The sequence below is a fragment of the Chryseobacterium sp. ERMR1:04 genome (assembly GCF_001297705.1).
In the GTDB taxonomy this organism is placed as follows: domain Bacteria; phylum Bacteroidota; class Bacteroidia; order Flavobacteriales; family Weeksellaceae; genus Chryseobacterium.
Map to the genome: position 1 here is coordinate 655,571 of NZ_LIRF01000008.1, position 13,843 is coordinate 669,413.

General features: G+C 33.4%; 14 protein-coding genes and 2 pseudogenes. 7 read left to right on the forward strand and 9 right to left on the reverse strand.

The genetic code is table 11. The features are described 5' to 3' along the window. Nucleotides 1-60 precede the first annotated feature (60 nt). Together AMQ68_RS20170 and AMQ68_RS20175 are read right to left on the reverse strand one after the other, a co-directional pair. Complete coding sequence (locus AMQ68_RS20170) at nt 61-2,004, reverse strand: recombinase family protein (protein ID WP_054512388.1); 1,944 nt, start codon at nt 2,002-2,004, stop codon at nt 61-63. A gap of 47 nt (nt 2,005-2,051) precedes the next feature. Then, nucleotides 2,052-2,897, reverse strand: a pseudogene (locus AMQ68_RS20175) (YifB family Mg chelatase-like AAA ATPase); the annotation flags it as partial. Nucleotides 2,898-3,217: 320 nt separating this feature from the next. Between AMQ68_RS20175 and AMQ68_RS20180 the strand changes: the two are divergent. Further along, entirely contained in the window at nt 3,218-3,844 is a 627-nt protein-coding gene (locus tag AMQ68_RS20180) for a hypothetical protein (RefSeq protein WP_054512389.1), read from the forward strand. Between the two features lie 70 nt (nt 3,845-3,914). On the opposite strand, the pseudogene AMQ68_RS20185 reads toward AMQ68_RS20180, so the two are convergent. Then, nucleotides 3,915-4,118: pseudogene (locus AMQ68_RS20185) on the reverse strand (magnesium chelatase domain-containing protein); the annotation flags it as partial. A gap of 314 nt (nt 4,119-4,432) precedes the next feature. Here AMQ68_RS20185 and AMQ68_RS25730 point away from each other — a divergent pair. After that, on the forward strand, nt 4,433-4,651 hold the full coding sequence (locus AMQ68_RS25730; RefSeq protein ID WP_241775185.1) for a hypothetical protein: 219 nt from the start codon (nt 4,433-4,435) through the stop codon (nt 4,649-4,651). Nucleotides 4,652-4,689: 38 nt separating this feature from the next. Continuing rightward, a complete protein-coding gene (locus tag AMQ68_RS20190; RefSeq protein ID WP_241775186.1) occupies nt 4,690-5,748 on the forward strand; it encodes a DUF3472 domain-containing protein in 1,059 nt (352 codons plus the stop codon). 164 nt (nt 5,749-5,912) lie between these two features. Here the strand turns inward: AMQ68_RS20190 and AMQ68_RS20195 are convergent, their stop codons facing one another. The 4 genes from AMQ68_RS20195 to AMQ68_RS20210 all read right to left on the reverse strand — a co-directional run bounded on the left by AMQ68_RS20195 (nt 5,913) and on the right by AMQ68_RS20210 (nt 9,637). Beyond that, entirely contained in the window at nt 5,913-6,884 is a 972-nt protein-coding gene (locus AMQ68_RS20195; protein ID WP_054512391.1) for a T9SS type A sorting domain-containing protein, read from the reverse strand. 118 nt (nt 6,885-7,002) lie between these two features. Beyond that, nucleotides 7,003-8,397 (reverse strand): outer membrane beta-barrel protein, encoded by a 1,395-nt coding sequence (locus AMQ68_RS20200; protein WP_054512392.1) that lies wholly within the window; start codon nt 8,395-8,397, stop codon nt 7,003-7,005. Beyond that, on the reverse strand, nt 8,394-8,957 hold the full coding sequence (locus AMQ68_RS20205) for an RNA polymerase sigma factor (protein WP_054512393.1): 564 nt from the start codon (nt 8,955-8,957) through the stop codon (nt 8,394-8,396). Before AMQ68_RS20205 ends, AMQ68_RS20200 begins: the two co-directional genes overlap by 4 nt. A gap of 104 nt (nt 8,958-9,061) precedes the next feature. Continuing rightward, the gene (locus AMQ68_RS20210; protein WP_054512878.1) at nt 9,062-9,637 is read right to left on the reverse strand and encodes a DUF4840 domain-containing protein; all 576 of its coding nucleotides are present in this window, start codon (nt 9,635-9,637) and stop codon (nt 9,062-9,064) included. Nucleotides 9,638-9,839: 202 nt separating this feature from the next. Between AMQ68_RS20210 and AMQ68_RS20215 the strand changes: the two genes are divergently transcribed. Genes AMQ68_RS20215 through AMQ68_RS20230 form a run of 4 tightly spaced genes read left to right on the forward strand, consistent with a single transcriptional unit; the run spans nt 9,840 to nt 11,743 of the window. Continuing rightward, nucleotides 9,840-10,349 (forward strand): hypothetical protein, encoded by a 510-nt coding sequence (locus AMQ68_RS20215; protein ID WP_054512394.1) that lies wholly within the window; start codon nt 9,840-9,842, stop codon nt 10,347-10,349. Next, the gene (locus AMQ68_RS20220) at nt 10,346-10,693 is read left to right on the forward strand and encodes a tRNA-binding protein (RefSeq protein ID WP_054512395.1); all 348 of its coding nucleotides are present in this window, start codon (nt 10,346-10,348) and stop codon (nt 10,691-10,693) included. Before AMQ68_RS20215 ends, AMQ68_RS20220 begins: the two co-directional genes overlap by 4 nt. Before the next feature lie 15 nt (nt 10,694-10,708). Beyond that, on the forward strand, nt 10,709-11,413 hold the full coding sequence (locus AMQ68_RS20225; protein ID WP_054512396.1) for a 3'-5' exonuclease: 705 nt from the start codon (nt 10,709-10,711) through the stop codon (nt 11,411-11,413). Between the two features lie 3 nt (nt 11,414-11,416). Next, a complete protein-coding gene (locus AMQ68_RS20230; protein WP_054512397.1) occupies nt 11,417-11,743 on the forward strand; it encodes a DUF59 domain-containing protein in 327 nt (108 codons plus the stop codon). Nucleotides 11,744-11,887: 144 nt separating this feature from the next. Here the strand turns inward: AMQ68_RS20230 and AMQ68_RS20235 are convergent, their stop codons facing one another. Both AMQ68_RS20235 and AMQ68_RS20240 read right to left on the reverse strand, forming a co-directional pair. Then, the gene (locus AMQ68_RS20235; protein WP_054512398.1) at nt 11,888-12,724 is read right to left on the reverse strand and encodes a sulfurtransferase; all 837 of its coding nucleotides are present in this window, start codon (nt 12,722-12,724) and stop codon (nt 11,888-11,890) included. A gap of 179 nt (nt 12,725-12,903) precedes the next feature. Continuing rightward, nucleotides 12,904-13,752 carry a hydroxymethylglutaryl-CoA lyase gene (locus AMQ68_RS20240; RefSeq protein WP_054512399.1) on the reverse strand — a complete coding sequence of 283 codons (849 nt, stop codon included), beginning with the start codon at nt 13,750-13,752 and terminating at the stop codon, nt 12,904-12,906. Nucleotides 13,753-13,843: the final 91 nt, after the last annotated feature.

Here is a 13,843-nt window from a genome sequence, read left to right on the forward strand (position 1 = left end):
ATATTATGAGAATTTTAGGCTTATCCAGAATGTGAAAAACTCTTTCGCCATCTAATCAAATCATTTTTTATCAAATCTACTATTTACAGCATTCAAATGTCCTTCAAATACAGAAGTGAACCACTCTTCTGCTCCTTTATTTTTATATCCCTTATATTTTTCTACAAACAAATTATAAAGTGAGGCTTGCTTATCTAGTACATAGATGTTAAGTCCAGAATCATTACACAGCCAATGAGGATTTAAATCGTAAAACTCTATAACTTTCTCAAGAGTCCAACTTCTTATTTCACCATAAGGAATAAATGTGTTTTTAATAAATTCAAGACCATGTCCATGGTCAAAATGTGGTTTTAATAATATTCCATTTTGAGTGTGAAGACTTTGTTCGTTCATGTCTTCAAAACTTACAATATACTGTATTTCTGAACCTACAAGTTTTCTAATTGCTCTGTCTCTAAAAGAAAATAGATAACCATTTTTAACCCTAAAAATATATTTCTCCTTTACTATCTCGTTCTTAAACCCAATCTCTAAAGAATAGCAATTAAGGAATTCAGGCGTCTCATTGTATGCAACAATTATTTTATCAATATATTTATGTACAAGATTCATTTTAATCTCAAAATCAGTCTCCAGAGAATATTTTTTGAAATCTTCCTTCGTCTCAATAATTAAGCTTTCAAAATCTTTCAAATTAGATGTTCTCAAGTCAATTTCTGAAATTTGAAGTTTAATTTTGCTATTTTCATTCCTAATCTTTTCTATTTCAGGCTTAACCTCATCATTAGTAAGTACATCATTCATAACAGACCTTATTAAGCTTTGTTTGCCTTTTTCATTGTTTTCTAACTTTTTTTCCAAAAGTTCTCTTTCAACTAAAAGATTTTCCAAAATCGAATTTCCTGAATTTGAAGCTTCATTTAAAAGCTTTAAAAGCTCATCCTTTATAAAGAAATGCTCCCAAATGATGTTTTCAATTTTATCAATATTTATGGCTCTATTTCCACAGTTTTCGCCCTTGATTCTTCGTGATGAGCAAATATAAGTATGGTCTCTTTTATCAACCCTACTTCTACCATACATATTTCTCCCACAACTACACTTAATAATACCTTTTAGTAAATATTTATGCTCAACTTTCTTTCCAGTATTGTTTCTATTCTTTTGTAAATTTTCATTGACTTTTTGCCAATAAACATCCTCAAAAACTGCTGGAACTTTATAGTAATTGCCTTTCCAAAATCTCTGACCTTTGTAAATTGTATTTTTAATGATTCCCTGTACGGTTCTCCCTCTCCATTTAGCATCACTCTTTTTCTTTTCAGTTACAACATTAGAATATCTATCTCTGATTTTGTAAACACCTCCTTTTTCTAATTTACTATAAGCTGTTAGTACTCCTTCTAAGTTTAGTATTTCAGCAATTTTATCTGTTCCTTTACCTTCTAAGGACATTTGATAAATCCTTTTCACAGTTTCCGATTCTTTTTCATTGATAATCAAATTTTTATTAGAGTCCTTAGTGTAACCAAATGGAGGGCTGGCATGAACTTTTCCACTTTCAACATTCTTTTGTAATGCATTTACAACCTTTTGCTTTGTTAACTTAACAAAAAATGAATTAAAAACGGATAGGACATTTGAAGCAAGAAAATTGTCAGGGGAATCAAAATTGAATTCTCCTCCTGAATGAAAATAGAGTTTAGTATCATTTTTTTGGAAAAGTAACCATAAACTATTCCAAACAATATGGTCTCGTTCAATTCTTGATTGGTCATAAGCAAAAACATTGGTGATTTCTTTTGCTTCAATATCTTCTATTAATCTAAATAGTTCAGGACGTTTCTCTATCGGTAATGTTCCAGAAACACCAACATCTTGATAAATTTTGTAACTTAAATTTAATTTCTTTGCATACTCTTTTCCAAAATGAATTTGGTTCTCTATTGAACTTAGATTATCCCCTTTGTCCTGAGAGAGTCTTGCATAAATAGCTAACATACAGTTGTTTTTCTACAAATATATACAAACACCACATTCTATACAACAACATCAGAAATCGTATGATGGGGTGATCTAAAAGGCCGAACAGTCATTAATGAAGTTTCTGTTCCCATTTTTCCGGCGACAGAATGAATTTTTGTTGTTTCTAAGGCTTCTTTTAATGTTAAAGGAGGTAAAATACTGGGAACTCTTTTCGCCAACATTGTTTTTCCGCTTCCCGGTGGGCCAATTAAAATAATATTATGACCTCCCGCAGCAGCCACTTCCATTGCCCGCTTTGCTGTTTCCTGTCCTTTTACTTCTGAAAAATCAAAAGGAAATAAATTCACTTTATCCTGAAACTCTTTTCTGGTATCTAAAACTACTTTTTCAAGAGGTTTCCCTTCATTAAAGAAATCAATAACCTCTTTAATATTTTCAACGCCATACACATCAAGATTATTAACAATAGCTGCCTCGCGCGTATTTTGTTTGGGTAAAATAATCCCTTTGAAACCTTCTTCCCTCGCCTGAATCGCAATTGGAAGAACGCCTCGGATAGGCTGTAAACCTCCATCTAATGAAAGCTCACCCATAATAATATAATCCTGAATATTTTCAGCTAAAATCTGATCAGAAGCCGCTAAAATTCCAATCGCAATACTCAGATCGTAAGCAGCCCCTTCTTTTCGGAGATCGGCAGGTGCCATATTGATGGTGATTTTCTTTCCGGGAATCTTGAAACCAACGTTTTTTAAAGCAGCCGAAATTCGGTAACTGCTTTCTTTAATTGCATTATCGGCAAGGCCTACCAAATGATAACCTACCCCGCCTGTATCTACATTCACTTCAATAGTAATTGTCTGAGCTGCAACTCCATGAATTGCACTTCCATAAATTTTGATCAGCATACTTTGTGTTTTGTAGTAAAAATAATTAATATTTTATTTTACAAAACAGCATATTATATTGATAATTTTTCATAAAAATAAAAGCACATAATAATACATCAATAAAATAACTTATAATGTTACATTTTCAAATTATAGATAATCGTTATTTTGTAGATAATCATTATTTTAAAACCAAAATTATAATAACAAGATATGCTAGATTAACAATATATTTCGATTTAATAGAAATATTAAAAAAATATAAATAAAAAAAAACATTATCTTCCATAGATACAGACAGTGAGCTGGAAAAACTTAAAAAGCAATAAACAAATAAAATGAGGCTAATCTTTTTAACTTTATGTTCTTTACTTGTATTACATGCTTGTAAAAATTCAAATACTAAGATTATACAGAAAGAATTAATTGTTCTAAATCCTGATGCTAAGGCAATAAAAAAAGAGTACCATAAATACTCTACTCATAATCCTTTTCATCCAGACTACCATCTTTATTCTCCTATAGAACCTAGTAAAAAGGAACAAGGAAAAGCAAAAATATTAATATCAATTTACGACGAATATAATTTTCAACATTTAAAAAATTATATCAGAAAAAATGGGATATATGAATCATATATTTTAAATAATGATACAATACTTTATAGACATTTTATTAAAACATATGATAAGAAGGAAAGTAAAAGAATTAATAATTTAGCTGATATTCAAAATTATTTTCATAAAAATAATATAGGATTTAGATTATTTAAGGATAAACATAATGAGGGGTCTGGTTACACTTTTTTATTGAATAAAAACAATATAAAGGACTCTGCATTATGTACTATCTTTCCTAAAAAAGATGAGTTAGAAGTTTATCTTTATTATAATGTAAGGGATACCCTTAAATCTTTATCAAGACAATCAGTCAATCCATATTATGGTAAAGAGATTGAAGATTAATGTTCCGAAGCTAAAGCTTCGGAATTTTTTGTTACAAATACTCTTCTATTCATAGACTAGATTAATAGTGCATATTGATGGTGATTTTCTTTCCGGGAATCTTGAAACCAACGTTTTTTAAGGCAGCCGAAATTCGGTAACTGCTTTCTTTAATTGCATTATCGGCAAGGCCTACCAAATGATAACCTACCCCGCCTGTATCTACATTCACTTCAATAGTAATTGTCTGAGCTGCAACTCCATGAATTGCACTTCCATAAATTTTGATCAGCATAATTGTGTTTTAATGTAAATATAATTAATATTTTTTTCTGAATGAAACACATCATTCGAAATATATGAGACCTTCCTTTTTCTAACCTGCAAAACACTGGAATTTATTTTAGCCTGTTTAATCCCAAAATATCAATATAATATTTATCTATTTTTTAATAAAGAGAAATTTATTTGTTCTTATCAAGATAATGATTAAATATAAAAAAATCAATTTACCAATTCAATAGCTAAAACAACAAATAACACGATTAAAAACAAAATAAAAAGGCCAATTATTGTTATATTTACATTTAATCACATAAAAAACACACTATGAAAAAATTAACAAAATTAGCTTTATTAAGCTACTCAGTACTGCTAATATCTTTTTCATGCAGAGAAAATAACAATGAACCTTTTAATTCTTCATCTACAGAAGTTCCTTTAGCAGGAAATGCATTTATTACAACCCAACCCAACGAAGCCACTGAAGAAATTAGTGATGAAGCAGATGGAGGACTTAAAAACTGGACCAACCCAAAACAGTTATAAGTACTTATTTTCGCGTTTCAAAATCAGGAGATTTAACCTTGGGCTTAAAAGCTAAAGTTCCTAACGGAAACAGTACCATTAAAGTCACAGTAAACGGAATATCAAAAAACATTTCCATTACCGGACCATCATATTCTAGCCGTATAATAGGAAATTTCAACGTGCCGGCAGGGTATGTAAAAGTAGATTTACAAGGGGTAACAAAAACGGGTAGCTATTTTGCAGATGTATCACATATTTTATTCTCGGGTACAGCCGCTTCCGGAACTAATGTATTTAGCAATATGCCTGAGTATTATTATTGGTCAAGAAGAGGACCTTCCTGCCATCTATCTTATACCATCCCAACTCCTGAAAATATTAGTTATTATTATAATGAAGTGACCGTGCCTACCGGACAAGATAAAATAGGTTCGGATTTTATGGTTAGCGGATTTAAAGAGGGATATTTTGGCATACAAGTAAATTCTGCAACAGAAAGAAGAATCTTATTTTCCGTATGGAGCCCATTTGAAACAGATAACCCCGATGATATTCCTGAAGATAAAAAAGTAAAACTATTAAAAATAGGAACAGATGTAACCACCAATCAATTTGGAGGTGAAGGCGCAGGCGGACAAAGTTATTACAAATACAACTGGGCAGCAGGTAAAACGTATAAATTTTTATTGAAAGGGGAACCCGACGGAAATAACAACACAATATATACCGCATGGTTTTTAACCCCGGAAAACAGTAACTGGAAACTTATTGCCAGCTGGAAAAGACCATACACCAATACCTATCTTACAAATTTCCATAGTTTTGTTGAAAACTTTGAGCCTGAAAATGGCTACTTAGAACGTAGCGCTACATTTAAAAACCAATGGATAAGAACACAAGAAGGTACATGGAAACCTCTGTCAACAGCGAAGTTTTCAGTAGATGCTACCTATAAAAATGCACAAAGAATTGATGCTATAGGTGGAACCAAGGATGGAAATACTTTCACTCTACAAAATGGAGGATTTTTCAATACCATTGTTGAGCCCGGTTCCCAATTTACTATAACACCTCCCAGTACTGCTCCTAATATTAATCTTAGTACCCTTCCTTAAAAGCAAAAAAGTCTGCCTAAACATCCCTATTAAGGCAGGTTTTTTTCTACATTACCAAAACACTTTAGGTTACTTTTTTAAAAATTATGAATAACCTTTAAAAATAAATCGGCGCAAGTAAAGAACTTGCACCGACCTAAACATAAATTATTAAAAACTAACTATTACTTCTTGATAAACTTGTTTTTGTAAACCTTCCCATCCAATGTTTTAGAAACTACCATATAAGTTCCCGGAACAAAACTGCTCACGTCTATGGGTTCATTATATTGATGTCTGGTTTTCTGTAAAATAAGCTTTCCGGACATATCAATGATAGAAACATTATTATATGTTTTATCAGACTCTTTTCCGATATATAAAAACTGTGTGGTTGGATTTGGATATACTGTTAAAGCATTCTCTTTGGGTTTTGTTTCTCCAGTTCCCAGGTTACCACAAAAGCCCCAGCTTCCGAAATTAAGCTTGATAAATGCGAAGTTAGCCAACATTTCACACTGATCGGGGCAATATTCTGTGCACGCATAAAATCCATATACTCCTGATGTAGTCGCATGATAAGAATCTCCTGTTGCACCAGCGATGATACAAGGATCTGTAGGCAATGGCGGATTTGTTCCCGGAAGACACTTAAACCAAGTATGTACCCCATACAATTGTGGAAATCCGTCATCCAGCTGCACTGTTGCTCCTTCGCAAATATTATATTCTCCAGGTGCGATTTGTTCGTAAGTTCCCGGTGTAAAATTGGCCATCATAAACGGAAGTCCGTATGCATATCCATCAGCAAGAATGGCCGGACTTTCTGCTTGACAATCTCCATCTGTTACCACCACTTTAAAGTAATACAACATATCATTGCCCCCATTAATCGTCAATGTCTGAGAGGTAGCCCCAGCTATCGCAACCCAAGGATTTGGGTTAGGAGACTGCCAATCCCATTGTTGTTTATACCATTGGTAAGTTCCATAAGTTTGCGTTGTAGAAAGCATTTCTGTCTCTGTATTACAAAACACAACCTTGTCTGCAAACAGCGTCCCAAGCCTTGGGCTCGTAATCGTTGGAGAGCATTGTGCCTGAACATTGACAATGCTCAGAAGAAGATAAAACGCTAAAAAAATTAGTTTTGTTTTCATAGTAAATTATTTATTGGTGAGTTTTATGAATTAAAAATTAAAGCATACAAAACCAACCGGACTCATATATTTACAAGCCTAAAATGGGGGTTAAAAAAATAGTTGAACTAAAAAAGGATTACTTATCGATCAGTAATCTAATCCCAAAGTTCATATTAAAATTGAATGGTTTTTCTTTGTATATGGTGTTTAAGGAACTATTATCTTTAAAGTGGTAACCAATACCCGGCTCTGCATAAATTCCTATTTTATTGGCCACTTTTAATTGTATTCCCACGGCGGTATTTACCGAAAACTGAAATGGTTTAGCTTCTATGTTCTCTTTTATTTGGTCCTTTACTTCATCATTCACGATATATTTCGTCTTCACATTTCCGGCAACCGATTTTTCAATAAGCGCTCCGGCGGTAACATATCCTGTGAAAGCTCCTTTCTGTACGACATTATAATTTACCTGAACCGGAACGCCAATGTAATGAACGGTCTGATCACTTTTTATAAAGTTAGTTTCACTTCCGGTACGAAGTTCAGAGGATAATTTGGTGTAATTTATTCCCGTCCCTATTCCCCATTTTTTTCCAAGACTGTAATACATGGAGATTCCTAATGTCACCGGTATTTTATGTTGGATCTTTGCATCTACTTTTTCATTTTGATTGGCTAATAAAACCTCTCTCAGCGGACTTTCTTCATATCCTGCTGCACTAAACAGATCACTCACTCTCACCGGACTTCCATTTAAAGTAGCATATCCCGGAAATTGCTCTGCAGAATTTGGAGACGCTTTACCTGTAAGTAAACTCAACATCCAAGATGGATCACGTTGTCTTTTTATCTTCTTTGGAACATCTGCCGTTGCCAGTTTATTTTGAAACTCAACTTCATTTCCTAAGGTTTCTTTATTAGCATTTATTTCATTAAGAGACTGGTCACTGGTATTAATTGTAGCCTCCTGTGCTGTATGTTGATCTTGTTTAAATACGTCTGCTCCTGTAGCAATATTTTGATTTTCAGAGGTTGAATTTTTAATTGTATTCAATTCATTGTCTACGACTTTAGTTAAATACTTCGTTGAAGATGAGGTTGTTGTATTTAATATATTATTTTGCTGTTCATTGTTTTGCTGAATTGCTAAGTTCCTTTCTTTTTCTCGCATTGGATCACTTGATACAACTGGATCATTATTCTTTTGAACTGAATCTCCTTTTCCAATCTGTGCTATCTTTTTTGAAGGCGCTTTCTTATTGTAAAATTGAATAACCTCATTTCCCACAAAAAATAGTGCAACTACTGCTGCAACAGCACTTATACGATACAGAACAGTTCTAATTTTTTTCCCCGAAGTCTTCTTTTCTTGTCCGGCTAGCTCATTTTCTGATCTCAATCCAACAATGGTGTTCTCATCCTTTTCATTGAATAATTCATCTTTAATATCATCCCACAATCCATCCGGAACATCACTTTCGTGGTCTTCCATTCTGGAGCGCATATTATCTAACCATTGATTTTTCATATTGCGCTTTTTTTTACCATTTTATATTCTTTGATCTTTTGTGCAAGTAATCCTTTAGCTCTGTGAAACTGGGAGGCAGAAGAATTTTCAGCAATACCCAACAGTCCCGCAATTTCTTTATGACTTTTCTGCTCAAACACAAACAAGTTAAAAACAGTTCGGTAACCATCAGGAAGCGACCGTACCATCTTCATAATAGTGAGCTCTGATATTTCCTCAAGATCTGGCTCTTCTTCATCAGACACATCAGGAAATTCGAAATCATCTGTCATTAATTTAAAATCAGAGTTTCGTTTGATATAACTCAACGATTCATTCACTACAATTCTGGACATCCATGCTCTTAAAGAACCTACCCCTCGATATTCAAAAGAATCTATAGAACCAAACATTTTTATAAAGCTGTTTTGCAACACATCATGCACGTCATCTTTGCTGATAATGTATCGGGAGCATACATAGGTAAGGTTTCTGGAATGGGCTCCAAAAAGCTCTTTCCAGGCAGCTTCCTCCTTCAATCGAAGGCGGTTTGTTAACATCTGCTCCTTACTTTCTTCCATGAATTTTTACAATCCTGTTCTAATTTTATGATCCGTTTAATTGTAATACAAAAATAGGCTGCCTTTTTTACAAAGCGCAACCTATCTTGGGTGATATCCGCCTCTTAATTTTTTAAAGAATACGGAAAATCATATTTAATAATTTCAAAGGGGGCCAATTCTACACCATCAACAGTGATCTTTTCTGCAGCCAAACTATATCTCAGCGACCAGTCTTGCCCTATAAACAATCCTTTTTGTTTAGCAGACAACGTCACAATCGTTTTTTTCGTTCCTCCGTCTACAGGAATCTGGATTGTAATCTTTTTTGGCACAAAACTCAACTCTACTACATTATTTTCAACATTGATCTTGGAAGAGTAATTAAGTTTATATTCAACTTTTCCAATCGCAGTTAATGCTGTTTCTGTTTTTACAGGATCTTTTACTACCGCTTTTACAATTTCTTTTATTGGAAACTCTTTAAACGTAATCAATGTATCTTTTGCGGCAAAATCAATTACCTTTTCTGTTTTATTATTTCCTTGCGTTGTTATCAATTTCGCTCTATAGTTTCCGTTTACATCGCTTAATTTTACAGGAACCGGTTCATAACTGTCGTTATTACATGACGTTAAAGACAATGCTGTAAAGGCAACCAAAACCACCATAAAAGCCTTAAGTACTGTTAATTTCTTCATTACTTTAATTATTTTCATTAAACATTATATTACTTTGAGTACTCATTTACATAAATCAGTTTTTTAAAGAATCTTGCATTGAATTTTCAAAAAAAATTAAAAAAAACCATAACTAACTGATTTTAAATTGAAAAAATTTATGTCCTGAAAATTATTTTTAGGTTTTTAATATTTTAATACATTTGTTAAAACATATATTTGAATGAATTTCGAACAAATCAATTTACATCTCAACGCCTACAAAGAGCATGATCAGATTTTGGATGCTGCGAAATATTTAATCAGTTCTTTTAAGTTGGAACATGAAAATTTTGCAGGATTTGGTTTCAGACAAGAACTTTCACCAACTTCAATGCTTTTAACCGCCGAAGGAGAATTGGGAAAACCTCAAATGGTTATGATTCCCAAGAATATATTTGATTTTGATTTGAATCTCGTTCTTAATATGCTGGCTCACGAAATGCTTCATGTAAGACAAAAAGCACCGGGAAATGTGGTTGAAGATAAAAATGAAAGAGAATTTCAGGCGTATTGCGAAATGCTTTTCCATACCGTTTTTCCACAAATTCCTGATGTTTCAGATTTTCACCGGAAATTCTTTGGAAACAAAGCATTGGAATATTACAGAAGAATGGGCGAAGGCTCTGAGCTTCAACAAAAATACACAGAACAAAAAACAGAAGTAGAACACTTAATCAATTCATTACCATGACAGTAAAACCAGAAATCTCTTGGGAAGATTTTGAAAAATTAGATATCAGATGTGGAACCATCATTTCAGTAAACGATTTTGAAAAAGCCAGAAACCCATCCTATCAGTTAGAAATTGATTTTGGAGATTTGGGAATCAGAAAATCATCTGCTCAAATTACTTCTCTTTATCAGAAAGAAGAATTGGTAGGGCAACAAATTTTAGCCATCGTCAATTTTCCAAAAAAGCAAATTGCTAACTTTTTCAGCGAATGCCTTGTGTTGGGACTTTATGGAGAAGATAAAAAGGACGTTACCCTTTTAAGCCCTTCATTACCCACAAAAAACGGAATGCAGGTTGGATAAACAGTAAACATACGTATGATACAACATATTCCATTAGAAAGAGTTTTATTCCTTGATATTGAAACAGTTCCAGGCACCGGTTTGTGGGAAGAACTTCCTGAAACAGATCAAAAACTTTGGGATAAAAAAACAAGATTCCAGAGAAAAGATGAGATTTCCGCAGAAGAGTTTTATCCTGAAAGAGCCGGAATTATGGCCGAATTTGGAAAGATTATTTGCATTACCATCGGAATGCTCGAAAAAAACGAGACCCTGAAGATCAAAAGTTTTGCGAACGATGATGAAAAGAAATTGCTGATAGAGTTTGGCGAAATTTTCAATAGTCCAAGACTTCGGGATGTTATTCTTTGCGCACATAACGGTAAAGAATTTGACTTCCCCTGGATAGCGAGACGTTTCTTAATTAACGGAATACAACCTCCTATACCTTTCCAGATGTTTGGAAAAAAACCGTGGCAAATCCCACATATCGACACCATGGAATTATGGAAGTTTGGAGACTATAAAAGCTTCATTTCTTTAGAATTACTTGCTCATGTCTTTGGAATTCCCACTCCGAAAGATGATATCGATGGCTCAATGGTTTCATCAATCTACTACATAGAAAAAGACTTGCAAAGAATAGTCGACTATTGTGAAAAAGATGTCTTAACTTTGGCAAACGTTTTCCGACGAATGCGTCAGGAAGATTTGTTGAAAAGGAATATCAATCTAGATTAAAAAATGAAATTTACAGACGATCAAATTGCTGATATAGGAGAAGAAATCATAGGAATACTAAAAACCGTTTATGACCCCGAAATTCCGGTGGATATTTACGAGTTGGGATTAATTTATGACGTTCAGATTTCTGAAGACGGTGATGTGAAGATCATCATGACTCTTACAACACCGAATTGTCCTGTTGCAGAAACACTTCCACAAGAAGTAAAAGATAAAGTAGCTGAAGCCGAAAACGTAAAAAGCGTTGACTTAGAGCTTACTTTTGAACCTAGCTGGACTAAGGATATGATGAGCGAAGAAGCGAAGTTTGAATTAGGAATGCTTTAATTCTTGAATTAAAAATAAATTAGGCTGTCATTTTTGGCAGCCTTTTATTTTGTTTATGTTCACTCTATTTCATTTCGTTCAGAATCTATATCTTGTTGAGATTCTTCCTTCGTCAGAATGACAAATAAAATGACAAATATCTATTTAGATGTTTCTTGCGACTTCTTTCCCGTCTCTTCTGCTCCATTCACTCCATGACCCAACATACAAGTTAGATATTTGAAAACCAGCGTACTCCAATGCTAAAATCGTATGACACGCTGTAACTCCTGAACCACAATGGATGATTAAATTTTCTGGTTTATTTTGTAGTAGTTTTACATATTTTTCCTTTAAAATTTCTGGTTTTAGGAAGTTCCCATTTTCGTCAAGGTTTTCAGAAAAGGGAATATTAATCGCTCCGGGAATATGTCCCGCCACTAAATCAATAGGCTCAGATTCACCATTATATCGGTAAGCATCTCTTACATCAATTATTGTTGAAGAATGGTTTACCAATTCATTTTCAACATTTTCCAACATTGAAGTTGGAAGAAGCCAACCCTCTTTCTTGAGCAGTTCTGCTTTTTCAACAATTCCCTCACCTGATGAAAACTCTAAACCTTCTTTTTCAGCTGCTTGAATTCCTCCATCTAAAACCTGAACATTTTCAATTCCAAAAGATCGTAACATCCACCAAGCTCTTGCCCCTGCATTCGCTCCGTTTTTATCATCATAAATAACAACATGAGAATCTTCTGAAATACCAAGATTTGAAAGTGTTTCTGCAAATTTTTTAATGCCCGGAAGAGGATGTCTTCCGCCAAAAGCCGCATCTTCTCCAATCTCCGCTAAATCTTTATCTAAATCTATGAATCTTGCTCCTTTAAGGTGCTTTTCAAGATAGTTTTGGTAAACGTCTTTTCCTACCCTTGCATCAAGGATGATTAGATTTTCAGTTGATAGCGTTTTAAGTTCAGAAGGTGAGATTATTGGTGACATTTTTATTGATTTTGGTGTTATTTTATATGTTTTGGCTAAAGCCAATCTCAGTTTTGAATAGTAAAGCGGACTAAAGTCCGCTCCTATTGATATTCTTAATTTTATTTTAATTATTGAGATCCTTCGACTCCGCTCAGGATGACATCGCTAATACTGAATGAAAATTATAAGATATTTTTTTAAAAATGAAAAATATCTTTCGCTCTGTTATAAGAACTTTCGAAGTTTAACAAATTTAATTTGTGATCTACTTTTTCAACACTCATAAAATTGATGACCTGTTCTGTAGGCATATTTCCTACCAAATCATCTTTTGCCATTGGGCAACCGCCAATTCCTTTGATCGCACTGTCGAATCTTCGGCAACCTTTATCATAAGCTGCTTTTAATTTAGAATAAGAATCTTCATATCGGTTATGAAAATGCCCTCCGAAATTGATATCAGGATATTTTGATGGTATTTTTTCGAATAAAAGAGCAATGGTTTCCGGTGTTGCAACTCCCGTTGTATCAGAAAGTAAGATATTTTTAATTCCAATTTCCGAAAACCTTTGTGCCCAGAAATCTACATCTTCCCATTTCCACATTTCACCATAAGGATTTCCGAAAGCCATTGAAAAATAAACATTTAACTCTCTATTTTCACTTTTTGTCAGCTCAAGCATTTTAACAATTTCAGTGAAAGCTTCTTCCTGACTTTTATTCGTATTTCTATGCTGAAAAGTCTCAGAAATAGAAAATGGAAACCCAAGAATATCTACGGATTTATGCTTCAATGCTTTTTCGGCACCTCTGTAATTTCCGATGATTGCTGAAACTTTAGTATTCGATAAAGATTTATCTATATTTTCGGCAACCTCATCAGAATCAGCAAGCTGAGGAATTGCTTTTGGAGAAACAAAGCTTAGACAATCTAATATATCATACCCAACATCCATCAAGGAGTTGATATAATCTATTTTTTTATCTGTAGGGATAAATTCTCCCCATCCCTGCATTGCATCTCTCGGACATTCAGTTAGAAACATTAGTACTTTTGATTTTTTCAAATATAATAAAACTTAACAAGTTTATATAGGAATAACACAAAGCTAACACTATTTTGATTTTCAACCTTTT

What these genes read in the sequence shown, in the direction of transcription:
- AMQ68_RS20170 (WP_054512388.1), bottom strand. Translation starts at nt 2,004, where the DNA reads ATGTTAGCTATTTATGCAAGACTCTCTCAGGACAAAGGGGATAATCTA.
- AMQ68_RS20180 (WP_054512389.1), top strand. Translation starts at nt 3,218, where the DNA reads ATGAGGCTAATCTTTTTAACTTTATGTTCTTTACTTGTATTACATGCT.
- AMQ68_RS25730 (WP_241775185.1), top strand. Translation starts at nt 4,433, where the DNA reads ATGAAAAAATTAACAAAATTAGCTTTATTAAGCTACTCAGTACTGCTA.
- AMQ68_RS20195 (WP_054512391.1), bottom strand. Translation starts at nt 6,884, where the DNA reads ATGAAAACAAAACTAATTTTTTTAGCGTTTTATCTTCTTCTGAGCATT.
- AMQ68_RS20200 (WP_054512392.1), bottom strand. Translation starts at nt 8,397, where the DNA reads ATGAAAAATCAATGGTTAGATAATATGCGCTCCAGAATGGAAGACCAC.
- AMQ68_RS20205 (WP_054512393.1), bottom strand. Translation starts at nt 8,957, where the DNA reads ATGGAAGAAAGTAAGGAGCAGATGTTAACAAACCGCCTTCGATTGAAG.
- AMQ68_RS20210 (WP_054512878.1), bottom strand. Translation starts at nt 9,637, where the DNA reads ATGAAGAAATTAACAGTACTTAAGGCTTTTATGGTGGTTTTGGTTGCC.
- AMQ68_RS20215 (WP_054512394.1), top strand. Translation starts at nt 9,840, where the DNA reads ATGAATTTCGAACAAATCAATTTACATCTCAACGCCTACAAAGAGCAT.
- AMQ68_RS20220 (WP_054512395.1), top strand. Translation starts at nt 10,346, where the DNA reads ATGACAGTAAAACCAGAAATCTCTTGGGAAGATTTTGAAAAATTAGAT.
- AMQ68_RS20225 (WP_054512396.1), top strand. Translation starts at nt 10,709, where the DNA reads ATGATACAACATATTCCATTAGAAAGAGTTTTATTCCTTGATATTGAA.
- AMQ68_RS20230 (WP_054512397.1), top strand. Translation starts at nt 11,417, where the DNA reads ATGAAATTTACAGACGATCAAATTGCTGATATAGGAGAAGAAATCATA.
- AMQ68_RS20235 (WP_054512398.1), bottom strand. Translation starts at nt 12,724, where the DNA reads ATGTCACCAATAATCTCACCTTCTGAACTTAAAACGCTATCAACTGAA.
- AMQ68_RS20240 (WP_054512399.1), bottom strand. Translation starts at nt 13,752, where the DNA reads ATGTTTCTAACTGAATGTCCGAGAGATGCAATGCAGGGATGGGGAGAA.